Here is a 22,688-nt window from a genome sequence, read left to right as displayed (position 1 = left end):
TCCGGGAGGCCGTCGGGGAAGGTTGGTGCTCACCGCGGCGGTGCGTGCATGAGGTGGGGTGGGCCGGCGCGGTGTGGGGGGTCATGCGGGGCCGGTGACGGGTTCCTGGAGTTCGGTGACCCAGTCGGATGGGTTGCCGTGGCCGTACTGGATGTAGACCTCGCGGGCGAAGCCGGTGCTCTGGTAGCCGTTTTCCTCCACCCACTTGGCCAGGTGTTGCATGGTGGAGCCCACCTCGTCCATGGGGCCGTGGTGGATGGCGGTGGCGGCTTGTTCGATGGGGGGGAGGTCCACCACGTCGAAGTCGTAGGTCTTGCCGGGGTCCAGGGTGACCTGGAAGCCGGCGTGGACGCGGACGCCGTCGGGGACCGGCTCGTAGTAGGCGATGGCGGGGCCGGTCATGGCGACGCCGGCGGCCTCGATCATCTGCATCAGCTCGGGGTACAGGGGCTGGATCACCGGGCCGATGTGCTCGGTCGCGTAGCTCTCCGCCACGGCGCTCAGCTCGGCCAGGCGCACCGAGGGGATGCTCTTGATGACGACGTCCGTGGACATGATGCCCTCCGTCTCGATCAGCCGGAGCCTCGCCTCGACGCGGGACAGCCGCCGGTTGTCCGCCTCCACCTGGGCCGCCAGCTCGGCGCGCCGCAGGCGCAGCATGCCGTGCAGTTCGTCCGTGCCGACCTTGTCCGCGAGGATCAGGCCCACCTGCTGGAGGGTCAGGCCCAGGTCCTTCAGCGCGATCAGGCGGTTGAGCCGGGACAACTGGCCGGCCTCGTAGTAGCGGTACCCGGTGGCGGCGTCCACCTTGGCGGGGTGGAGCAGGCCGAGGGTGTCGTAGTGCCGCAGCATGCGGACCGACACCCGCCCGATGCGGGCGAAATCTCCGATGTTGTACATGACGCCTTCTGGTGTACGGCCTCACACAGTGTCAGGGTCAACGATGCCAGGGCGGTACGACAGAATCCGTCACTCCCCGGACGCCAGCGCGGCCGGGTAGTCGCGTGGCTCGCCGCGCCGCCGCAGGAGGGCGTGGTGCATCTCGGCGAGGGGCTCCGGCGCGAAGCCGGTGTCCCGCCACGCCTCGTACGTCATGCCGAACCCGAGGCCGGTCCACAACTTCGCGTTGTGCTCCTCGTGCTCGCCGAAGCCTTCGAGGAAGACGACGGGGGTGGCCGAGTGGAAGGCGTCCAGCAGGGTGCCCCCGCCGGGTTTGGAGATGACGGCCCGCGCTTCCCGCACCAGCGTGAGCGAACCATGGTGCCGGTCGTGCCGGGTGTACGCGGGGGGCCGCCCGCCGACGACCTCGCCGAACGGCGGGAAGCCGGCGTCGCGCCACGGGCTCCACCGAGGGTCCATCATGAAGAACCGGGTGCCGGGCCCAGCCCCGGCGGCGTCCTCCAGGGCGGGCACCACGATGTCCAGGCACGCGCCCGAGGCGGCCAGCTCCCCGGCGTGCTGGCGGTAGGTCCCCATGCACCACCCGCCGCCGTGCGCGACGTACCGGTCCCCGCGGGCGGGCCACGGCACGGGCGGGCTCGTGGACGGCGGGATCGTCCACGGGATGTCCACGCCGGCGGCGTCGAACAACCACACGTCACGGAACGCGGGCGGCTCCTGCTGGCGGGCGAACGACGGCGAGCGCACCGAGTCCACGTGGCACACGTCCACCCGGCCGCCCTCCTGCGCCGCGTACCGGGCGGCGACGGGGAGCCAGAACCCGCCGAACACCACCAGCCGGTCCACCCCGTCGTCCCGCCACGCGCGCAGCAGTCCGTCCACCGCCGCGGGGTCGGCCTCCTCCGACAGGTCGCGGAACAGCCGCTGCCCGAGCCGGGCGTACCGGAAGTCCCGCTGGTACGCCTGCTTGCTCGCCGCGATCCGCTCCCTGCGCTCCGGCGGCCAGGAGGCCTCGAAGACGTCCACCCGGCTGCGCACCCCCCGCTCGGCCAGCCGCCGGTTCAGCAGCAGCCCGGGGACGTGCACGCCGAGCCCCGGCCCGGAGGTGAGGATCGCGATCACGTGTGCACAGGGCCGTGCGACACCACGAAATCGCAGAAGGCCCGCACCGAGTACAGCCCGTCGATCTCCAGGCGGTCGAAGTCCAGCTCCAGGTCGAACTCGTCCTCGATGGTGAGCAGGAACCCGATGAGCTGCACCGAGTCGAGCCCGAGCCCCTGGATGACGTCGTCGTCGTCGCGGATGTGCTCGGCCCTCGTCTCGTCGCCGAGGGCCCGGGCGAGAAGCTGTTTCACCCGCACGAGCACCGCGCCCGTCGTCTCGTCCATGGTCACACTCCGTTCTCGTAGAGCAGGAAACACTTCGAGCAGACCGGCATGAGCCCGGTGGAGCGCAGCGTGGCGCGCACCCGCCGGAACGTCTCGCCGTGCCAGACGTCGGTGACCGATCCGTCGCCCATCTCGCCGACGACGAACTCGGGGAAGAACTTGCAGGAGCTCACCTTGCCGTCCGCGTGCACCTCCAGCCGGTTGGACACCGCGAGGCACTTGGAGCGCCGCGCGACCGGGCCGGTTTCGCCGAGCACGAAGCCGGTGACGTCGCCGAGGGTGACCTCGGGCTGGTAGCGGATCCAGACCCGCCAGACCCGCTCCGACAGCCTGCGCATGGACTCGTGCAGCACCGGCACGTTCTCGGGGGTGATGTGGTAGGTGTACGAGTGCCAGGTGGCGGTGCCGGGGGCGGGCGGCGGGTTCAGCCAGGCGAAGTCCCGGGCGTACACCTCGTCCATCCGGGTGGCGACCTCGGGGCTGATGTACCAGGGGAGCTGGAAGTACACCGAGTGCACCCCGAGGTCCTCGGCCCACTCCATGAACTCGTACAGCCGGCCCACGGTCTCGTTGCTGACCATGCAGTTGACGGTGATCTCGCCCTGGTACTCGCCGCTGCGGCGCAGGTCGAGCACGGCCTTGATGTTGTCGACGGTGCGGGTGAACGACCGGGGCCCGCGCAGCGCCTCGTGGTCGGCGCCGAGGCCGTCCAGGCTGACGGTGAGGTTGAGGTTGTCGCCGAGCTTCAGCAGGTGGGGCAGGTTGCGCTTGACGAGCAGGCCGTTGGTGCAGATGTTGACCTTGCGGGGGTACCGGACCAGTAGGTCGGCCAGCTCGCCGAAGCCGCGGTACATCAGCGGCTCGCCGCCCCAGAGGAACGTCTTCGGCCTGAGCTCGGCGGTCTCGCGCAGCAGCCGTTCCAGGATCGCGATGTCCAGCTCGCTGCGCACCTTCTCGATGCCGAACTCGCGGAAGAAGCCCTGCTCGTTCCACTGGTAGCAGTGGATGCAGCGCAGGTTGCACGCGTAGGTCAACTGGAGGCTGAGCTCCTGCGGCAGGTCGGTGGCGTAGCCGGCGTCCTCGCCGATCCGGCGCCGGGTCTTGGACCGCAGCGCGGCCTTGCGCTTGACGTCGGCGAACTCCACCGGGGTCAGCGTCCTGCTGGATCGGTTCTCGGTGAAGACTCGATCGCTGTGGTGGGGGGTCACGTGCGTCTCCCGGGTGCTTGGAAGGGGAAGGGCCGCTACCCGGCCGCGTACGCGGTGGCCTGCACGCCGTACAGCGTGGCGTAGCCGCCGCCCGCGGCCAGGAGCTCCTCGTGTGTGCCGATCTCGGCGAGCCGGCCGTGCGCCATGACCAGGATCAGATCGGCCTCGGCGACGGTGGAGAACCGGTGCGACACGATGACGGTGATCGCCCCGGTGGCCGCCGCGATGGCGCGGGACCGCCGGATGTAACCGGTGAACACGGCGTGCTCGCTCGGGGCGTCCAGCGAGGCCGTGGGTTCGTCCAGGACGAACAGCAGCGGCGCGGGGCGGGCGCAGGCGCGGGCGAGGGCGACCTTCTGCCACTGGCCCTCCGACAGCTCGACGCCGCCGAACCGGGCGCCGAGGAGGGTGCCGGTGCCCTGCGGCAGGCGGTCCACCAGGGTGTCCGCGCCCGCGGCGGCGATCGCGGCGGCCAGGTCGCCGTGATCGGCGCCCATGGTGACGGCGTCGGCGAAGGTCGCCTGGTACCTGCCGAAGTCCTGGAAGGCGGCGCTCGACGCGGCCCGCCAGCCGGCGGTGTCCAGGCGTTCCAGGTCGGCGCCATCGACGGTGATCCTTCCTGAGCCGGGCCGGTAGAGCTTGGCGAGCAGCTTCACCAGCGTGGTCTTGCCCGAGCCGTACTCGCCGACCAGGGCGACCACCGCGCCGGCGGGGAGCGTCGCCGACACGTCGCGGACGGCGGGGGCCGCCGCGCCGGGGTAGGTGAACGTGACCCCGGCCAGCTCGATGCCGTCGCGCAGCCGATCGGGGGGCGCCTCGCCGCCGCCGTCCCGGTGCGTGGCGGCGTAGTCGCGCAGCCACAGGTACGGGGCGATCACGCGGCGGTGGCCGCCCGCCTGGGCCGAGCGGCGCAGCACCGCCTCCACGACGCCACGCAGTTGCGCGCCGACCGTCGCGGCCAGCACGATCTGGCCGGGAGAGCCGGTGGACGCGACCAGGGCGATGGCGCCGGCGAAACCCGCCGCGAACAGCACCCACCCGGCGGACGACCACGCGGCGGCGGTCAGCGCGGCGCGGAAGCGCACGGCGGCGGCCCGGTGCCAGGCCCGTTCCTGCAGGGCCAGCAGGTCGCCCGCCGCGCCGCCGGTCCGCACCTCGGCGAACGCGGCGGGCTCGGTGCAGACCTCGTGGTACAGATGGCGGTGCAGCCGCAGGTCGGGGGCGGCGGCGAGGTCGGCGGCGGCGACGCCGCGTTTGCCCTGGCGTTCCAGCCAGAGCTGGCCGGCGGCGCAGGCCAGCAGGAGCAGCAGCCAGGGGTTGACGCTGCCGAGCACGGCCAGCGTGACGGCGAGGCCGAGCGCGGAGGCGGCGGCCTGGAGCACGGCCCACACCGAGTCGACGAGCGCGCCGCTCTTCCCGCGCAGGGTGGTGACGCGGTCGAGGAACTCCGGCCGTTCCAGGTGCTCGATGCCCGGGAGGCCGGCGCAGATCGTCATGATCTCCGGCTCCACGCGGGACAGGCTGACCCGTTCCACCAGCTTGACCGTCATGAGGTGGACCAGCAGGCCGAGGCCCCAGTGGGCGCCGAAGGCGAGGGCCGCGCCGGTCGCGGCGAGCACGATGGTCGTGCGGTCGCCCGCCTGGGTGGCGTCCACGAGCAGCTTCAGGGTGAGGCCGAGCGCGGCGACGCCGCCGGTGGAGACGAGAGTTGCGGCGAGCAGGGCGGCGGTGGCGCGGGGGCGTTCACGCAGGCAGAGGGCCAGCATCGTGCGCCACACGCGCAGGTAGCCGGTCATCGCACACCTCCCGCTTCCAGCCGGTCGTCGTAGCCTTGGGCGAAGCGCCGGGCCTGGAGCCGCCACATCCCGGCGTACCGCCCCCCTTGCGCCATCAGCTCCTCGTGGGTGCCGCACTCGGCGATGCGGCCGCCGTCCAGCAGGGCGATGCGGTCGGCCTGCCTGACCGTCGCCAGCCGGTGCGAGATCAGCACGACGCTGCGGCCCCGGACGATGCCGGACAGGCGCTGGAACAGCTCGTGCTCGGTGCGCACGTCGAGGTGGGCGGTGGGTTCGTCCAGCACCAGCACGCTCGCCCTGGTGCGGACGGCGTACAGCGCCCGGGCCAGGGCGACGAGCTGCCACTGCCCGCCGGACAGGTCCACCCCGCCCGGCTGCGCCGTCGACAGCGGCGCGTCCCCCAGCCGCTCGGCGAGCCCGCTCAGCCCCGCGTCCCTGACGGCCCCCTCGTACGCGTCCCTGTCCGGCTCCCCCAGCACGACGTTGCGCTCCAGGGACAGGTGGTACCGCACGAAGTCCTGATGCACCACGGCCAGCCTGTACGCCCACCCCGGCACGTCCGCGACGTCGGTACCGTCCGCGGTGACCCGCCCCGCGTCCGGCCGGTACATCCCCGCGAGCAAGGCCGTCACCGTGGACTTCCCCGCCCCGTTGAGCCCCACCAGCGCCAGCAGCTCCCCCGGCCTGATCTCCAGCTCCAGCCCGTCCACCACGTCCCGCGCCGCCCCGGGATAGCCGAACCGCACCCCTTCGAACCGGATGTGCGGCGGCCGCTTCCCTGTGTCCTGCGCCGCTGACGCGTCACGGACCCATGGGGAGGGGGTGGGCCGGGGCGCCCGGGCGAGCGGGCCGGCACCCTCCTGAACCCCTCGCGTGACCGGCCCGCCCTCGGCGGCCGGGATGGCACCGGCCGCGCGGGGCGCCCGGGCGGGCGGGCCGGGCTTGCCCCCTCGCGTGACCGGCCCAGCCTCAGGGGCCGGACCGGCACCGGCCGATGATGAAGTCGCGGTGCCCCGGATCTCCCCGGTCAGGAGGTGGTCCAGTTCCCGGGCGGCGCGGACGACAGGGAGGGCGCCTCGCAGGGCGATGATGTCGCCGGTGCTCGCGATGACGACGTAGGTGGACCAGGCGGCGGTGAGGACGGCGGCTTCCAGGGCCAGGGAGCCTTGCGTGGCGGCGGTGGTCAGGGCCACCCAGGTGAAGACGGCGGTCAGGGGGACGACGGCGAGGACGACGCGGAGCCAGTGGTCGCGCATGACGCGGCGGTCGTCGCTCCACAGGGGGGTCAGGTGGGAGTGGACGTGGTGGTGGTAGTGGGTGAGGGCCCAGTTCTGGGCGGAGAAGATCCTCAGTTCCTTGGCTTCGGCGGGGGCGGTGGCCACCTCGGTCCAGTACAGGAAACGGCGACGGTGGGGGACGCCGGCCGCCCAGACGCGGAAGTGGCGGATCCAGCCCCGGCCGATCAGGGTGCGGACGGCCAGAGCCGGCACCGCCACGGCCGGGACGAGCCACCAGGACCAGGCGGCAAGGACGGCGGCGCACAGGGCCAGGCCGATGCAGCGGGCCGCCATGCTGAGCTGGGCGAGGGCGCCGTCGGCGGGGGTCTTGGTGGCCCAGTCGTCCGGTTCGGCGGTCGCCATCGCCATCAGGGTCCTGACCTTCTGGCGTTCCACCAGGTCAAGGGTGGGGGCGGCCATGGCGAGTGCGGCGATGCCGGTGCGGAACCTGCTGTCGATGCGGGCGGAGGCCAGTTGGGTCACCGGCTGCTGGAACGCCAGGGCGAGCTGCGACGCGAGGACCACGCCGCCCATCGCGAGGGCGGCGGTCAGCACGTCCGTGCGGCCCGAGCGCACGACGTAGGCCATGGTGACCGCGGTCACGGGGGGCGCCGCGGCGCTCACCAGGAGGATCACGCTCAGGGCGGCGAGGGGCGCGGGGCCCGCGGCGCGCAGGAACGCCAGCAGCGCGATCCGTTCCCGCATCTTCCGCCTTTCCCGAGAACCCGTGGGCTACCGCGCCGGCAGCGCCTCGAACTGCTTGAGCAACATGCGGCCGGTGAACGCGTGCTGCTCACGGACCGCCTCACCTTCGAAACCGCGCGGGCCCACCTCGATCAGCATGATCAGGTAGAGGTACACCCGGTACAGGGCGATCCGGGCACGGGCGCCGGCGGTGAAGACCACCGGGCCGCCGGCCTCCTGGTACCCGGCCACCAGGTCCTCGTCGGTCTCGCTGGTGCCGAACACGTCCAGGGAGACGAAGTCGGCCAGCGGGTCACCCCAGAAGGCGCGCTCGTGGTCGACCAAGCCGGCGATGCGCGGACGGTCGCCGTCCAGGTCGAGCAGGATGTTGCCGTGCCACAGGTCGAAGTGCACGAGGACCGGGACGGTGACCTCGTCGAGCACACCGGCGTTGGCCCGCACGACGGCCGCGATCTCCTCCACGGGCATCGGCAGGCCGGCGTGGTGGCGGACGCCGTCGGCCAGCAGGGCGTCCACCATGGCGAGGAACGCCTCACGCCAGGTGGGGGCGCACAACGCGGGGGACTGCGGGTAGCCGTACGTGGTGCCGGTGAGGCCGTGCAGGGCGGCGACGTGCCGGCCGAGGGCGGCGCGCAGCTCCCGGCGGTCGGCGTCCTTCAGGGAGTCGCGGACGTGGTACCAGGGGACGCCGTCCAGCGCGGTCATGACCAGGTGCGGCACCGGGCCGTCCAGGTCGGCGTGCAGCAACGTGGGCATGGGGACGCCGGTCGGGGCCGCGAGCTCGTAGAACATCGCCTCGGTGCGCATGATGTCCCGCTCGTACGTGAGCAGCTCCACCTCCTCGGGAGGCGCGAGCTTGAGCACCACGTCGCCGCCGCCGTCGAGCGTGGCCCGCCACAACGCGGCGTACGAGCCGCCCTTCAGCTTCCGCTGGGACCTCACCGGCCGGCCGGTCGCGGCCTCGACGAGCGCGGCCACCTGCTCGGGGGGCAACCGTCGTTTGGTGTGGACCATCACCGGCCTCCGTCGCCGTGCGCACGCAGCGCGCTCAGCCGCACCCGCTCGATGAGGGCGGTCCGCCGCACCGCGCCGTCCAGCTCGCCGGCGCCCCGGCCGGGGTCGGCGGTCATGCCGAGGAACGCCGCGAGCTGCCGTTCGTAGTAGGCGGCGGGGGCGTACCCCACCGTCCTCCTCGGGCCGCCGTCGGGGGTGACGTGCACGTTGAGCTGGAACGGCCCCCGCGCGGGCCGCAGGAAGTCCCGGACCCGCAGGGTGCCGCGCTCGAAGGTGACGGTGTGGTCGGCGCGGTAACGGCCGTGCAGGCCGCAGGTCAGCGTGGCGACGACCCCGTCGGGATAGGCGAGCTCGGCCTCGAACGCGGCGTCGGTGCCGTTCGGGCCGTCGAACGCGGACCGGCCCTCGGCGCGCGTGACGTCCAGGCCCCGCCACGCCTGGAGGGTGCGCAGCCAGTACGGCGCGGTGTCCAGGAAGGCGCCGCCGCCGAGCTCGGGGAACGCGCGGTAGCCGGGGTCGTCGCGGCGGTCGAAGACCAGCTCGGTGCGCGCCTCACGGGGGGTGCCGAGGTCGTGGGCCGCGGCGAGGGCGTCCACGTCGCCCGCCCACGGGTGGTGCGCGGACATCACGGCCTCGGCCAGGCAGACCCCGGCGTCCCGCCGCGCCAGGCGCAGCGTCTCGGCCTCGCAGGCGCCGAGGCAGAGCGGCTTCTCGACCAGGGCGTGCTTGCCGGCGCGCAGCGCGGCGAGGGCGAGGGGGAAGTGGCCGGCCGGGTGGGTGGAGACGTAGACGGCGTCCACCTCGGGGTCGGCCAGCAGGTCCGCGTACGTGCGGTGCACCCGCCCGATGCCGTGCTCGGCGCCCAACTTCAGCGCCCGGTCGTGGTCCCCTGCCGCCACCGCCGTCACGGTCACCCCCGGGAGCGCGGCGGCGGGGGCGAGGACGGCGCGGGCCGCGATCGCGGTGGCACCGAGCAGGCCGACGCGGGTCACGGCGGGAGCGGCGGCAGGGGGCACGGCGGGGAGCCCGCCGGGGAGCACGGGGCGGGTCACGGGGCGGCCGCCGCGTGGTGGGGCAGGCCGCCGCGGTCGACCTTGCCGTTCAGCGTTCTCGGCAGGGCGGTCATGCGGACGAAGCGGGCGGGGACCATGCCGGACGGCAGGTGTTCGCGGGCGTGGCGCAGCAGGTCCCGCTCGTCCCAGGCGCCGGACCACACCACGTAGGCGCGCAGCGTGGCCTCCGAGTCCTCGCCCTCCACGGTGACGTGCACGTCGTGCACGGCGGGGTGGCGCAGCAGCACCCCGGCCACGTCGTCCGGCTCCACGCGCACGCCGCGCAGCTTGACCTGCCGGTCGCGGCGGCCGAGCAGCTCAAGCGCGCCGTCCGGGCGGAACCTGCCGAGATCGCCGGTGCGGTACACGTGCGGGTCCCCCGGGTCGAACCCGCCCGGCTCGCCGCCGAGGTAGCCGGGCAGCGGGAACGGCACGCGCAGCTCCACCTCCCCCACGTCCTCCCCGCCGAGCAGCCGGACGCCGACACCCGGCATGGGCACGCCGACCGGCACCCGTCCGGCGTCCGCGTCGGCCGCGGTGAGGCGGTGGAAGAGCTTGGTCATGGTGGTCTCCGACGGCCCGTAGAGGTTCACGAGGTCCTTGCCGTCGCCGAACAGCCCGCGCCACCAGCGCACGTCGGCGGCCCGCACCGGCTCCCCCGCCATGAGCACGGTCCGCAGGTCCGGCAGGGAGGCCGGGGTCAGGGCGAGGGAGTGCAGGGTGCGGAACACGGTCGGCACGCAGTGCAGGACGTTCACCTTGGTGGCGGCCAGCCAGCGGGCCAGCCCCTCCCCGGCCAGGGCGCTGCGCGGGGCGGCGCACATGGTGCCCCCGGCGCACAGCGGCACGAAGGCGTCGCGCAGGAACGCGTCGAAGCCGGGCGAGGTGAGCGAGGAGACCCGGGTGCCCGGGGTGACGCCGAACTCGGCGATCTCCCAGGTGACGAAGTGCGCCACGGCCCGCAGGGTGGCGGCGAAGCCCTTGGGCCGGCCGGTGGTGCCCGAGGTGAAGTAGATGTACCCGCGGTCCCGGGTGGCCGTCCAGCGCGCCGGGTCGGTGTCCCCTTCCGGCAGTTCCCCCGCGGTCACGACGCGGCGGCTCGTCCCGGTGCGCCCCATGGCCACCGTGCCGGGGCCGTCCGCGACGACGAGCCGTGGCCGCGTGCCCTCCAGCACCGCGCCCAGCCGCGAGGCCGGCGTCCGCACGTCCACCGGCGCGAACGGCCGCTGCGCGGCCATGGCGCCGAGGATCGCGGCCACGGTCTCCACCGGGTCCGCGCACGCGATGACGACAGGCCCGGCGGCCACGGCCGCGATACCGTCCCGGTAGCGGGCGGCCTGCCGTTCGAGCTCGCGGTACGAGACCGTACGCCGCCGCGTACGGATCGCGGCCCGCTCCGGACAGGCGCGCACGTTCGCCAGCCAGAGCCCGAGCACCGTCTCCTCGTCACCCGGATCCGCCGCCCGGCCGCGCACCTCCCCGGCCCGGCCGCCCACCCGCGCGTGCGGCGTCCGGTGCCCTTCTGTCGCGCGGTCCGTCATGCGCGTCCCGATCCCTCCGCCACCACCGGACGTCGCCACCAGCCGCAGGGGTCGGTGGGGTCACGCGGGGGGCGGTCGCAGAGCACGTAGTGGGCCGGGGCCATGGCGGTCGGGCGGCCGGGGAGGGCGGCCATGCAGCGGGCGTGGGCCTGCGCGGGGGTGCCGATCCCGGGGGTGACGGCCAGGTACGCGACCAGGCGGCCGGTGTCGCAGGACAGCAGGAAGGGGGCGGGCGCCAGGACGTCCGCGAGCAGCCGCCGCACTTCGGCGGGCTCGACCCAGCAGGAGCCGGCCCGGAGCCAGCCGGAGCCGGCGGGGACGGGCTCGACGGCGAGGGCCTCGGTGACGCGGCCGGGCGGCAGGTCGCCGGCGGCGGCCTCCACCAGCAGACGTTCGACGGCCAGCAGCATGTCCTCCAGCGCGCCGGGCGGCAGGCGGTCGAGGTGGCCGGTGTGCAGGCGCAGGCGTACCGTGTCATCGGCCTGGAGCAGGTTGAAGGCCACCGTCACCTCCGTGGCGGCCCGGGACCCCCGGGTGACGCTCGTGCGGGACCGTGCGGCGCGCACCTCATCCAGAGGAGGCGGCGGCCCGGGGGGCGGGCCGGCGACCCGGCTGTGGAACACCGGGTCGAGGCTGAGCCGCACGCCGCGTTCCCACTGCACGCGCTCGGCGAGCCGGGTGCGTTCCGCCGCGTCGTACAGGCCGTGCCGGGCGGCGCGGAGCACGGCGAGGCGTGCGCGGCGGGCCAGTTCGTCGAAGCCCGGGGCGTCCGCGTCCACCCGTAGCGGCACGCCCTGCACCAGCGTGCCCACGTAGCCGACCGCCTCGGGGGCGAACCGGTTGCTCGTCAGCGTGACCAGTGTGCACTCCGGGTGCCCGGTGCGCCGGTACAGCAGCGCGCACACCGCGGCGAGCACGACGGCCGTACGGCTGAGCCCGGTGCGCGCCGCCACGTGCGCCAGCGCCCCGGCCGCCGCCTCCGACCGCATCTCGGCGTACCCCGCGCCACCCGGCCCGCCGGTCCGCGCGGCCGGGTAGGCGCACTGCGGGGCGGCGCGCAGCACGTCCTCCCAGTGTTCGAGCGCACCGGCGATCCGCCGCGCCGTACGCGGTTCCCGTTCCGCGTGTGCCTGGTCGAGGGGCTGGTGCCGCACCGGACCGGCCTCGCGCAGCGCGGGGTCGCGCAGCATCTCGGCGATCTCCCGGTCCAGGACGGCCACCGCCTGGAGGTCCGCGGCGAGGTGCGAGTACTCCACCACACCCGCCCGCACGGCGTCCCCCTCGGTCACCAGGGCCACCCGCAGCGCGGCCTCACGCGGGTCGAGCGGCGGACGGGCGTCCAGCACCGCGCCGAGTGCGCCGGTCAGCACGTCCCCGCCCCGCGTCGCCTCGCCGGGCCCCGGGCTCTCGGAGTACCGCTCGACCGGGAACTCCCCCGAGGCGGCGACCCGCTGCACCGGCCCTTCGCCGTACGTGGTGCGCAGCCCCTCGTACCGGGCGAGCAGCACCGCGAGGGTCGCCGTGACGTCCGCGACCGTGCAGCCGGGCGGCGGGCCGAGCGGGCGGCGCATCCACGCGTGGTGCACCGGCTGGCCGTCGAGCCAGCACAGGATGTTGGTCTGGCCGAGCGTCACCGGGCCCTCGCCGCCGCGTGCCCCCGCGAAGGGGACGGCCAGCGGCTCCTGCTCGATCAGCACCGGCGCGGGCGCCGCCCAGCGGACCGGCGCGCTCACCGCCCTGATCCTTCGAGGACGACGGGAAACCACGCCACGGAAAAGCACATCGATCGACCGGCCCGTACTGAAATGAATTCCGGGCACAAGAATCGAGCTGGCATGGTCGCCTTTGTGAATGGAAGCCCTTTACCAAGGTCTCCCGGCCGGCATTCCGCTTTTATCCCGCCTCCACCGGCCTCTGAAAGTTTCAGAGATCGGCCGAAAGTTGTTTGCTAGGAGGTTAGGTACTGTCCTGGGAGCAGTCAAGGGCCGGTATCACCATTCGGATCATCCCGGTAAGGCGGCGGAATACGCGAGCCGGAACGGATCCGGCGGGGCGTGACCCGCCATAAACGGCTAATCCATTCCTCGCTTTCCGGGTGCCCAGAACGCTTTCACCCGTACCGACGCCCGCGGCCACCCCCGCTCCCGCACCAGGTGCCGCACCACCGACTGGCACGCCCGCGCCTCCCCCGCGACATAGGCCGTGCCGGGCTCCGAAGGCAGGGACATCCCGCGGACCGCCCGCACCAGCGCGTCCGGGTCCGCCACGCCGTCCCCGTGCACCCAGGTCAGCTCGCCCGAGCGCGGCAACGGCAGCCGGTCGCCCGCGGCGGGGACGGTGAGGGCCCCGCACACCCGTTCCTCCTCCGGCAGGACGCGCAGCATGGCGCCGAACGCCACCGCCGCCGTCTCGTCCCCCGCGAACAGGTGGTACGGCGCCCCGGGCCGCGGCACCAGCCGCCCCTCCGGCCTGGTCAGCAGCACCCGCTGCCCCGCGACGGCCCGCCGCGCCCAAAGCGCGCCCGGCCCGGCCCCGGCGTGGTCGAGCACGCACACCTCCAGTGCGCCGCCGGTGTCGTAGTGCCAGACCGAGTAGCTGCGCAGCACGTCGCGGAACCCGCTCAGCACCGCGCGGGGCGTCAGCAGGTCGCCCACCTTGAGGCGGACGTGCTGCCCGGGCACCCAGCCGAGCCCGCGCAGGGCCGGGCCGGCGATCCGGACGCGGCGCACGCGCGAGGTGAGGGGCTCGCACTCCTCGACCGTGCCCGACAGCAGCACGCGATCCAGGAGGTTCATGACGCGGCCACCGGGGCCGGGCGATCGACGTTGCTCATGCGGCCACGATGGAGGTTAATGTGCACATGAAGTCAAGCCTGACCATCGGCGAGCTGGCCGCCCGGTTCGGGCTCCCTGCTCACGTGCTGCGCCACTGGGAGAACGCCGGCCTGCTCGCGCCCGCCCGGCACGAGAGCGGGCACCGCCGCTACGGCGACGCCGACCTGCGCCGGGTCGCGATGATCCTCATGGGCAAGGAGGCCGGCCTCAGCCTGCGCACGCTCGCCGAGCTGCTGTCCACCGGCGACCCGATGGACCACGCCGATCTGCTGAAGGAGCACCTCGCCGTGCTCGACCGCCGCATCGCGGAGGCCCAGGCCGCCAAGAGCCTCATCGAGCACGCCCTGAGCTGCCCGCACGACTTCGGCGACTGCCCGCACGCCCGGGAACGCATCGAGTCCCGCATCCCCGGCGGCCTCACCGGGAGCTGAGCCGGGCGTCATTCGGGCCCGAGGCTCTCCGCGACGGCGCGCAGCGCGCCGGCGAGGTCGGACGGCGTGAGCGTCCGGCCGGGGTCGACCAGCCACTGGGAGGCCATGCCGGCGAGGAGCGCCTGGTGGAAGGCGCCCACGGCCATGGCCTTCTTCTCGTCGGCGGCCGGGTCGAGGCCGAACAGCTCGGCGAGGCCGAGGCGGCCCTGACGGTTGGCCGCGGCGAAGGCCTCGCGCACCTCGGGCCTGCGTTCCATCTGGGCGAGGAGCTCGAACTGCACGGCCCACAGCGGGCGCGTCCGGTCGTAGGACTCGATGATGCGCGACCAGATCGCCTCGAACCGCGCCGCGGGGGTCGCGCCGGGCGGGGCGGAGGCGAGGGCCTGCTCGATCTCATGGCCCCACTCCGCCATGGCCTCCACGAGGGCCGCGTCGAGCAGGGCCTTCGTGGAGCGGAAGTGGTAGCCGATGGAGGCGAGGCTCGTGCCCGCGGCCGCCGCGATGTCGCGGGCGGTGGTGGCGGCGTAGCCCTTCTCCATCAGGCAGCGCTTGGCCCCGGCGAGCAGGTCTTCCCGGTTTCCCATGGCCCGAAGCTTAGTACATGTCTCAGACGGATGTCTTGGACATTTGTACTAGACATCCGTATGAGACGTTTGTACAGTCAGGGGCATGACGAACATCCTGATCTCCGGCGCGAGCGTCGCCGGCCCCGCCCTCGCCTTCTGGCTGCGCCGCCACGGCTTCCGCCCGACCGTCGTGGAGCGCGCCCCCGGGCCCAGGGACGGCGGCTACAAGATCGACATCCGGGGCGCGGCCCTGGAGGTCGTCGCCCGCATGGGCCTGCTGGACGAGGTGCGCCGCCACGCCACCGGCATGCGCGTCGCCCGGTTCGTGGACGCGGCCGGCCGCGAGGTGGCGAGCATGGACGCCGACCTGTTCGGCGGCCGGGAGGGCGACGACGCCGAGATCATGCGAGGGGACCTGGCGCGCGTCCTGCGTGAGGCCACCGAAGGCGTGGAGTACATCTACGGCGACTCCGTGGCGAGCATGCGTGAGACGCCCGAGGGCGTGGAGGTCACCTTCGAGAACGGCCCGCCCCGCACGTTCGACCTGGTGGTGGGGGCCGACGGGCTGCACTCCACCGTGCGCGACCTGGCCTTCGGCGAGGAGTCGCGGTACGTGCGCGACCTCGGGCACCACATCTCGATCTTCACGGTGCCCAACCACCTCGGGCTGGACCGCACCGAGATGATGCACCCGGTGCCCGGCAGGAGCATGGGCATGTACGCCACCCGGCGGGACGCCGGCGCCAAGGCGATCTTCCTGTTCACCTCGCCGTCGCAGGAGTACGACCGGCGGGACGTCGCCGCGCAGAAGAAGCTCATGGCCGAGCTGTTCGCCGGTCAGGGCTGGGAGGTCCCGCGCCTGCTCGCCGCCATGGCGGACGCGCCGGACTTCTACCTGGACTCGATCAGCCAGGTGCGCATGGACCGCTGGTCGTCGGGCCGGGTGGTCCTCGTCGGCGACGCCGCGTACGGCCCCTCACCGGCGTCCGGCCAGGGCACCAGCCTGGCCCTCGTCGGCGCGTACGTGCTGGCGGGCTGCCTCGCCGAGGCGGGCGGCGACCACGCGGCCGCGTTCGCCGCCTATGAGCGGGAGATGCGGCACTACGTGACCGAGAACCAGAAACTCGCCGAGAGCAACCTCAAGGGCATGGTGCTGCGGTCGCGTACGGCGATCCGCTTCCAGATGCTGATGCTGCGGCTCATGCCCCGCCTGCCCGGCAGGGAACGCGTGATCCGCCGCGTCACCGAGCCCATCCGCGCGGCGGCCACCGCCGTCACGATCAGGGACTACCGCCGCGCCGGCGCGTGACCCGGCGCCCCGCACGCACCTCTACGGCGCTTCGACGCCGCAGACGCGGTACCGCGCCACCTCCGCGTCCAGGATCTGCGCCGCCTGTCCCTCCTCCGTGCCGGCGCCTCGGAACGTCTCCAGCGCCGCGTCCGACTCCCAGCGCTCGTACACGTTGATCCGCGCCGGGTCGAGCAGGTCCGCCGACAACGCGAAGTCCAGGCACCCCGGGGCGCTCCTGGCCTGTTCGACGACCTTCCTGCAGCCCTCCAGGTAGGAGTCCCTGTCCACCACGTGCAGCTTCCCGGAAATAATGATCATGTCAGGCACGACGTCCGGGGGCGGCGGGGAGTTCCGGTCAGCCGCGCGGGGCGTACATGATGACCAGCACGCCGACGACGCAGACGGCCGCGCCGACGACGTCCCAGCGGTCCGGCCGGAAGCCGTCCACCACCACGCCCCACACGAGGGACCCGGCGACGAACACGCCGCCGTACGCGGCGAGCACCCGGCCGAACGCGGCGTCCGGCTGGAAGGTGGCGACCAGGCCGTACAGGCCGAGGGCGACGAAGCCCGCGCCGATCCACAGCAGGCCGCGCTGCTCCCTCACCCCCTGCCAGACCAGCCAGGCGCCGCCGATCTCGGCGAGCGCGGCGAGCACGAACAGCAGCAGGGAACGCACGATCGTCACGGTGGTGACTGTAAGGGCTGGCCGCGGCGGGGTTCCCGCGAGACGCTGGGGAGATGCGTGAAGCGTTCGCCCACGAGGCCGTGGCCGTCCTGTCCCCCGGCGGGGACGAGCGGGCCCTCGGCGCGGCCGTCACCGTGGCGCTGTGCGGCCACTGGGAGCACCCGCCTCCCTGCCCGCTGGCCCCCCACCACTGCCACACCGACCGCGACGCCGACGAGGTGCGCCTGCGCGTCCTGTTCGCCGCCGAGCCCCGCGACGAGCCGGAGGTGCGGCGCCGCATCGACAATGCCCTGGCCTCCGGTGCCCAGACGGGCCCGGACGGCGCCGTCACCCGCTGGCGCCTGCGCGGGAGCGGCCCCGCCGCCATCACGCCGGGCGAGACCGAGCACGCCGGGCGGCTGATCGCCACCTAGAACCACCTGGAACCGGAAGGACCCCGGCACGGGTGCGTGCCGGGGTCCTCGTGAGGGAAGTGGGCCGCGGGTGCGGGCCAGGTCAGGGGCTCGCCGCACCCGCGGCCTCGGGGGTGTCCCGCGCTGCCTACGTGGCGCTGCAGCTCACGGGGGCGGGTACACCGTTGGTTCCGGACCAGGACCCGTTGAAGCCGACCGTGGTGGCGGAGTTCGGGGCGAGGTTGGCGTTCCAGTTGGCGGGCCGTACCGTCACGTTGCTCCCGGACTGGGTGTAGGAACCGCTCCAGAGCTGAGTGATCGTCTGGCCGTTCGGGAAGGCGAAGGTGACGGTCCACGAGGTGATGCCGACCGTGCCGTTGTTGCGGACGTTCAGCTCGCCCTGGAAGCCGTTGTTCCACTGGTTGACGACCCGGTAGGTCGCGGTGCAGCTACGGCCGGTCGTCGGGGTCACCGTCGGGGTCACCGTGGGCGTGACGGTCGGGGTCACCGTGGGGGTCACGGTCGGGGTCACCGTGGGGGTGACCGTCGGGGTGGCCGTGGGCGTGACACCGGTCGGCGGGATGCGCATGACGCGGTCGTCGGCGGCGGACGGCGACCCGCGGCCGTCACGGTTGCTGGTGGTGAACCACAACCACCCGTCCGGGCCGAGCATGACCGTGCGCAGACGGCCGTACTGGCCCTGCAGCTCGGCGACCGGGGTGCCCGCGCCGCCGGAGCCGTTCAGCGGGACCGTCCACAGGCGGGTACCGCGCAGCGCGGCGGCGAACAGCGTGTTGTTCGCGTACGCCAGGCCGCTCGGCGACGCCTCGGCGGTGGTCCAGGTCACGATGGGGTCGCGGAACTGGGAGTTGTTGCAGCGGCCCTCACAGGTGGGCCAGCCGTAGTTCCCGCCGGCGACGATCTGGTTGATCTCGTCCCAGGTGTTCTGGCCGAACTCGGCGGCGTACAGACGGCCCTGCGCGTCCCAGGCCAGGCCCTGCGGGTTGCGGTGGCCGTAGCTGTACACCAGCGAGTTGCCGAACGGGTTGCCGGACGCCGGCACACCGCCCGTGGGCGTCATGCGAAGGATCTTGCCGGCCAGGGAGCTGGTGTTCTGCGCGTTGGCGGTGGTCCCGGCGTCACCGGTGCTGAGGTAGAGCATGCCGTCCGGGCCGAACGCGATACGGCCGCCGTCGTGGAACGAGGCGCGCGGCACACCGGACAACAGCACCTGCGGCGACCCCGGAGCGCTCAGCCGGAACCGGATCAGGCGGTTGTCCGTCGAGGTGGTGTAGTAGGCGTACACCCACTGGTCGCTGGCGTAGGTCGGCGACACCGCGAGGCCCATCAGCCCGCTCTCGCCCTGCGCCGACACACCCGAGATGGTGGCCACCTGCGTCGCCGCGGACCCCACCCGCACCTGCATGATGCGCCCGCTGTTGCGCTCGGCGACCAGCGCGCTGCCGTCGGGCAGGAACGCCATGCCCCAGGGCACGGTGAGCCCCGAGGCCACCTGCTGCGCCCGGCCGTAGTCGAAACCGCCGATCAGCGCCCCCGCGGACGGTGGGTTCACCAGCACCACCACCGCGGTCACGACCGACGCCCAGAATGCAAGGATAAGAGCCAAGCGTTTGCGCATCACGAACTCCCCGGCCGATACGGTGGTGGCCGCCCAGTTTGCTGCCCGGATTCACGCACGGTATAGATCCGATGTTCCGCCCGGCAATGACCGCCGATCCTCACTGATGAGGCATTCGTCACCTGACCTGCGATGTCAGGATTGCCAGGATGGTCCGGGATCATGCGGAACGCGAAACTTTCAGTAGTCGCCCGAAACTGTCAGCACCTTGCCGGACGGCGGTCGCCTTCGAGCAAGCGAAGATCCCGTCTGCTGGCGAAATCAGACGGGATCTTCGCTTGCTTCAGGACCTCAACGACAGGGCGCTGCGCTGGTCAGAGGAGTTTGGTACGCGTGGCATCCCAGGTACCCGACTGCCAGACCCGCACCGGGGCCTGCAGGGTGCCGGTCGAAGTCGCGCTCCAGGACCACAACGCACTGGAGGCGTTGCCATAGTCGTACAGCGCGCCGACATCGTCACGGCCGTCGCCGTTGAAGTCACCACCGACCAACTTGGTACGCGCGGCATCCCAAGTACCCGACTGCCAGACCCGCACCGGGGCCTGCAGGGTGCCGGTCGAAGTCGCGCTCCAGGACCACAACGCGCTGGAGGCGTTGCCGTAGTCATACAGCGCGCCGACATCATCACGACCATCGCCGTTGAAGTCACCACCGACCAACTTGGTACGCGTGGCATCCCAGGTACCCGACTCCCAGGCCCGCACGGGCGCCTGCAGACTGCCGTCCTGACCGGCCGTCCACACCCACAGCGCGGCGCTGGCGTCACCATAGTCATACAGCGCGCCGACATCGCCACGACCGTCGCCGTTGAAGTCACCACCGACCAACTTGGTACGCGTGGCATCCCAGGTACCCGACTCCCAGGCCCGCACGGGCGCCTGCAGGCTGCCGTCCTGACCGGCCGTCCACACCCACAGCGCGGCGCTGGCGTCACCGTAATCGTAGAAACCGGCCACGTCGTCACGGCCGTCGCCGTTGAAGTCCCCACCGACCAGCTTGGTACGGGTGGCATCCCAGGTACCCGACTGCCAGACCCGCACCGGGGCTTGGAAGGCACCACCCTGACCGGCCGTCCACACCCACAGCGCGGCGCTGGCGTCACCATAGTCATACAGCGCGCCGACATCGCCACGACCATCGCCGTTGAAGTCACCACCGACCAGCTTGGTACGCGTGGCATCCCAGGTACCCGACTCCCAGGCCCGCACGGGCGCCTGCAGGCTGCCGTCCTGACCGGCCGTCCACACCCACAGCGCGGCGCTGGCGTCACCGTAGTCGTAGAAACCGGCCACGTCGTCACGGCCGTCACCATTGAAATCCGCCCGCACCCCGGAGTCGCCGGCAGGGGGGACAGAGGGGGGCGGCAGGTCCGGGGTGATCCCGAGCGGGGCGCTGTAGCCCACGATGTCGACGTTGCCGCGGGAGTAGCTGTTCGCCTTGATCCGATCGCTGCTGTTGCCTTCGATCGTGGTGATCGTGCTGGAGTTGGCCGACGTCACGATGCCGACGTGGTCGATGTCGCCGCTCTGGTCCCAGTCGAAGACCACGGCATCACCGGGCAGCGGGGTGTAACCGCTTGCCCTGGTATGCCAGGTGCCATATTTGGTGCCGTAGTCCTTGAACGACGCGGCCCAGCCCGTCAGGACTCCTCCGTTGAGTTCGGCGATGTCCGCGTGGGTGACTCCCGCCGCCCTCCATACGTACTTGGAAAAGTCGGCGCACCAGTCGCTGTCCCGGAATTGAACACCGTCCGCGGAACCGCATCCGCTCGACGGCTTCCACTCCCGGAAGACACCGGTGTAGTAGTTGCAATTACTGCCGGCGGGTCGCTCGATATTGCGCTGAGCGTCGGCCATCTCTCTTTCCGCGATGTCGACGATGCTGCTTCGCGTCGCCGCGGCGGCGGGCGTGGCGGTCATCGCCAGCGCGGTGGCCGCCGATACGGCCAGGGCCACAGCAGTTGCGACCAAACGGCCAAAGGACTGTCTCAAGGGGCTCCCCTTCCACTCGTACGTTCATGGGGAAGCATGGTTGTGATGTCTGCAAAGACCATCCAAAAGCGGTGTAACGCCGCTGAACGAGCGATATACGTGAACCGCGCCGGGTTCGCCGGGGCGTGGGATGCCCCGATGTGCGAACCACGGCGCGGTTCAGAGCCGGTAACTCGGCCTTGTCAGTCCGTCAGTCAGAGGAGTTTGGTGCGGGTGGCGTCCCAGGTGGCGGACTGCCAGGCCCGCACCGGGGCCTGCAGGGTGCCGGTAGAGGTCGCGGTCCACGTCCACAACGCGCTGGAAGCGTTGCCGTAGTCGTACAGCGCGCCGACGTCGTCACGGCCGTCGCCGTTGAAGTCACCACCGACCAGCTTGGTACGCGTGGCATCCCAGGTACCCGACTGCCAGACCCGCACCGGGGCCTGCAAGATGCCGGTCGAAGTCGCGGTCCAAGACCACAACGCGCTGGAGGCGTTGCCGTAGTCGTACAGCGCGCCGACATCGTCACGGCCGTCGCCGTTGAAGTCACCACCGACCAGCTTGGTACGCGTGGCATCCCAGGTACCCGACTGCCAGACCCGCACCGGGGCCTGCAAGATGCCGGTCGAAGTCGCGCTCCAGGACCACAACGCGCTGGAGGCGTTGCCGTAGTCATACAGCGCGCCGACATCATCACGACCATCGCCGTTGAAATCACCACCGACCACCTTGGTACGCGCGGCATCCCAAGTACCGGACTGCCAGACCCGCACCGGGGCCTGCAAGATGCCGGTCGAAGTCGCGCTCCAGGACCACAACGCACTGGAGGCGTTGCCGTAGTCATACAGCGCGCCGACATCATCACGACCATCGCCGTTGAAGTCCCCACCGACCAACTTGGTACGCGCGGCATCCCAGGTACCCGACTGCCAGACCCGCACCGGGGCTTGGAAGGCACCCCCCTGACCGGCCGTCCACACCCACAGCGCGGCGCTGGCGTCACCATAGTCATACAGCGCACCGACATCGCCACGACCATCGCCGTTGAAGTCACCACCGACCACCTTGGTACGCGCGGCATCCCAGGTACCCGACTGCCAGACCCGCACCGGGGCCTGCAAGCTACCGTCCTGACCGGCCGTCCACACCCACAGCGCGGCGCTGGCGTCACCGTAATCGTAGAGACCGGCCACGTCGTCACGGCCGTCACCATTGAAATCCGCCCGCACCCCGGCATCGCCGGCAGGAGGTGCGGGCGCTTCCGCAGACGCGATTATGGCGTCCACGATGATCTGGGCGTCACCGGCCTCAGGCTGGTATCGCTCGGGAAACGCCGAGACCTGGACGCTCTGGCACACCTCACCGATGGGTGCGTTCAGCCAGGTGTTGTTCGGGTATTCCGACAGCATCTTGTTGAGGAACGCATTGGTGGCCCAGATGGGGTCGAGACGCTGATCCCTGGTGCCCCACGTGGCCCGCTGCTGGAACAATCCGAGGCTGTCGTGGTCGAGTTCCACGTCGATGTTCTCGATACTGCTTTCCACGATCGTGGTGGTGATGGCGATCACAGCCGCCCTGAGATGCAACCCTCGGTCCTTGACCGCTTTGACGACCATGCGTGCGCACGAAACCCGGTACGCCGACATGTAACCCTGCAACTTGGCCGTGAGCTTGCCATTCAGCTCCGCGGCCAAGCGAGAATCGGTGGAGTTGGGGCCCGCCGGGTCGCACGGCGCGACCGTTCGCGCGGCGTCGACCTCAGCCGGTGCCGGCCGAGGAACGGGATCGGCCGCCGCGGCGGGGGAAAACGCAAGCGCCGCCCCAGCCGCCAGTGCCATCACCAGTCCGACGCGCCACCTCGCGTGTGTCCCCGACCCTCGGGCCACCGCTGCGGAAAAAGCACGCATTTGAAGTCCCTTCTTGGCTTTGTGGTTACCTCCAAGAGACTCCGGCAATGTCCTCCAAATCCGCTCCAAAGGCGCTGCAGCAGCTACAG

20 protein-coding genes are annotated in these 22,688 nt (G+C 72.4%); 3 read left to right on the top strand and 17 right to left on the bottom strand.

Features of this window, described 5'->3' with window-relative positions:
* Positions 1-81 precede the first annotated feature (81 nt).
* The 11 genes from ABGB17_RS03265 to ABGB17_RS03215 all read right to left on the bottom strand — a co-directional run bounded on the left by ABGB17_RS03265 (position 82) and on the right by ABGB17_RS03215 (position 13,676).
* Positions 82-900: a MerR family transcriptional regulator gene (locus tag ABGB17_RS03265; RefSeq protein WP_347626184.1), complete on the bottom strand. Its 819-nt coding sequence runs from the start codon at positions 898-900 to the stop codon at positions 82-84.
* Positions 901-969: 69 nt separating this feature from the next.
* Positions 970-2,022, bottom strand: a complete 1,053-nt coding sequence (locus ABGB17_RS03260; protein WP_347626183.1) for a hypothetical protein — start codon at positions 2,020-2,022, stop codon at positions 970-972.
* Entirely contained in the window at positions 2,019-2,288 is a 270-nt protein-coding gene (locus ABGB17_RS03255; protein ID WP_347626182.1) for an acyl carrier protein, read from the bottom strand. Before ABGB17_RS03255 ends, ABGB17_RS03260 begins: the two co-directional genes overlap by 4 nt.
* Before the next feature lie 2 nt (positions 2,289-2,290).
* The gene (locus tag ABGB17_RS03250) at positions 2,291-3,496 is read right to left on the bottom strand and encodes a radical SAM protein (protein WP_347626181.1); all 1,206 of its coding nucleotides are present in this window, start codon (positions 3,494-3,496) and stop codon (positions 2,291-2,293) included.
* A gap of 35 nt (positions 3,497-3,531) precedes the next feature.
* Positions 3,532-5,292 carry an ATP-binding cassette domain-containing protein gene (locus tag ABGB17_RS03245; RefSeq protein WP_347626180.1) on the bottom strand — a complete coding sequence of 587 codons (1,761 nt, stop codon included), beginning with the start codon at positions 5,290-5,292 and terminating at the stop codon, positions 3,532-3,534.
* Complete coding sequence (locus ABGB17_RS03240; protein WP_347626179.1) at positions 5,289-7,274, bottom strand: ATP-binding cassette domain-containing protein; 1,986 nt, start codon at positions 7,272-7,274, stop codon at positions 5,289-5,291. Before ABGB17_RS03240 ends, ABGB17_RS03245 begins: the two co-directional genes overlap by 4 nt.
* Positions 7,275-7,301: 27 nt before the next feature.
* Positions 7,302-8,288 carry a phosphotransferase gene (locus tag ABGB17_RS03235; protein WP_347626178.1) on the bottom strand — a complete coding sequence of 329 codons (987 nt, stop codon included), beginning with the start codon at positions 8,286-8,288 and terminating at the stop codon, positions 7,302-7,304.
* Entirely contained in the window at positions 8,288-9,340 is a 1,053-nt protein-coding gene (locus tag ABGB17_RS03230) for a Gfo/Idh/MocA family oxidoreductase (protein WP_347626177.1), read from the bottom strand. Before ABGB17_RS03230 ends, ABGB17_RS03235 begins: the two co-directional genes overlap by 1 nt.
* Positions 9,337-10,881 (bottom strand): AMP-binding protein, encoded by a 1,545-nt coding sequence (locus tag ABGB17_RS03225; protein WP_347626175.1) that lies wholly within the window; start codon positions 10,879-10,881, stop codon positions 9,337-9,339. The genes ABGB17_RS03230 and ABGB17_RS03225 overlap by 4 nt, the downstream gene beginning before the upstream one ends.
* Positions 10,878-12,614 carry a condensation domain-containing protein gene (locus ABGB17_RS03220; protein WP_347626174.1) on the bottom strand — a complete coding sequence of 579 codons (1,737 nt, stop codon included), beginning with the start codon at positions 12,612-12,614 and terminating at the stop codon, positions 10,878-10,880. Before ABGB17_RS03220 ends, ABGB17_RS03225 begins: the two co-directional genes overlap by 4 nt.
* 339 nt (positions 12,615-12,953) lie before the next feature.
* Positions 12,954-13,676, bottom strand: coding sequence for a siderophore-interacting protein (locus tag ABGB17_RS03215; protein WP_347626173.1), 723 nt, complete (start codon positions 13,674-13,676; stop codon positions 12,954-12,956).
* A gap of 65 nt (positions 13,677-13,741) precedes the next feature.
* Between ABGB17_RS03215 and ABGB17_RS03210 the strand changes: the two genes are divergently transcribed.
* A complete protein-coding gene (locus ABGB17_RS03210) occupies positions 13,742-14,146 on the top strand; it encodes a MerR family transcriptional regulator (protein WP_347626172.1) in 405 nt (134 codons plus the stop codon).
* A gap of 8 nt (positions 14,147-14,154) precedes the next feature.
* Here the strand turns inward: ABGB17_RS03210 and ABGB17_RS03205 are convergent, their stop codons facing one another.
* Positions 14,155-14,730 carry a TetR/AcrR family transcriptional regulator gene (locus ABGB17_RS03205; RefSeq protein ID WP_347626171.1) on the bottom strand — a complete coding sequence of 192 codons (576 nt, stop codon included), beginning with the start codon at positions 14,728-14,730 and terminating at the stop codon, positions 14,155-14,157.
* Positions 14,731-14,815: 85 nt separating this feature from the next.
* Here ABGB17_RS03205 and ABGB17_RS03200 point away from each other — a divergent pair, with 85 nt between their 5' ends.
* Positions 14,816-16,021 (top strand): FAD-dependent monooxygenase, encoded by a 1,206-nt coding sequence (locus tag ABGB17_RS03200; protein ID WP_347626170.1) that lies wholly within the window; start codon positions 14,816-14,818, stop codon positions 16,019-16,021.
* 21 nt (positions 16,022-16,042) lie between these two features.
* Here the strand turns inward: ABGB17_RS03200 and ABGB17_RS03195 are convergent, their stop codons facing one another.
* Both ABGB17_RS03195 and ABGB17_RS03190 read right to left on the bottom strand, forming a co-directional pair.
* Positions 16,043-16,321 carry an antibiotic biosynthesis monooxygenase family protein gene (locus ABGB17_RS03195; RefSeq protein WP_347626169.1) on the bottom strand — a complete coding sequence of 93 codons (279 nt, stop codon included), beginning with the start codon at positions 16,319-16,321 and terminating at the stop codon, positions 16,043-16,045.
* Positions 16,322-16,358: 37 nt separating this feature from the next.
* On the bottom strand, positions 16,359-16,691 hold the full coding sequence (locus ABGB17_RS03190) for a YnfA family protein (protein ID WP_347626168.1): 333 nt from the start codon (positions 16,689-16,691) through the stop codon (positions 16,359-16,361).
* Between the two features lie 53 nt (positions 16,692-16,744).
* On the opposite strand from ABGB17_RS03190, the gene ABGB17_RS03185 reads away from it, so the two are divergent.
* On the top strand, positions 16,745-17,104 hold the full coding sequence (locus tag ABGB17_RS03185) for a hypothetical protein (protein WP_347626167.1): 360 nt from the start codon (positions 16,745-16,747) through the stop codon (positions 17,102-17,104).
* 127 nt (positions 17,105-17,231) lie between these two features.
* On the opposite strand, the gene ABGB17_RS03180 is transcribed toward ABGB17_RS03185, so the two are convergent.
* From ABGB17_RS03180 to ABGB17_RS03170, 3 genes are all read right to left on the bottom strand, one after another.
* Positions 17,232-18,722, bottom strand: a complete 1,491-nt coding sequence (locus tag ABGB17_RS03180; RefSeq protein ID WP_347626166.1) for a PQQ-dependent sugar dehydrogenase — start codon at positions 18,720-18,722, stop codon at positions 17,232-17,234.
* A gap of 314 nt (positions 18,723-19,036) precedes the next feature.
* Positions 19,037-20,677 carry an FG-GAP-like repeat-containing protein gene (locus ABGB17_RS03175; RefSeq protein WP_347626165.1) on the bottom strand — a complete coding sequence of 547 codons (1,641 nt, stop codon included), beginning with the start codon at positions 20,675-20,677 and terminating at the stop codon, positions 19,037-19,039.
* Between the two features lie 230 nt (positions 20,678-20,907).
* A complete protein-coding gene (locus tag ABGB17_RS03170) occupies positions 20,908-22,530 on the bottom strand; it encodes a VCBS repeat-containing protein (RefSeq protein ID WP_347626324.1) in 1,623 nt (540 codons plus the stop codon).
* Positions 22,531-22,688: the final 158 nt, after the last annotated feature.

It is taken from the genome of Sphaerisporangium sp. B11E5 (assembly GCF_039871875.1).
In the GTDB taxonomy this organism is placed as follows: Bacteria; Actinomycetota; Actinomycetes; order Streptosporangiales; family Streptosporangiaceae; genus Sphaerisporangium.
The sequence above is the reverse complement of the archived record's forward strand: the minus strand, read 5'-3'. Positions and strand labels throughout refer to the sequence as shown.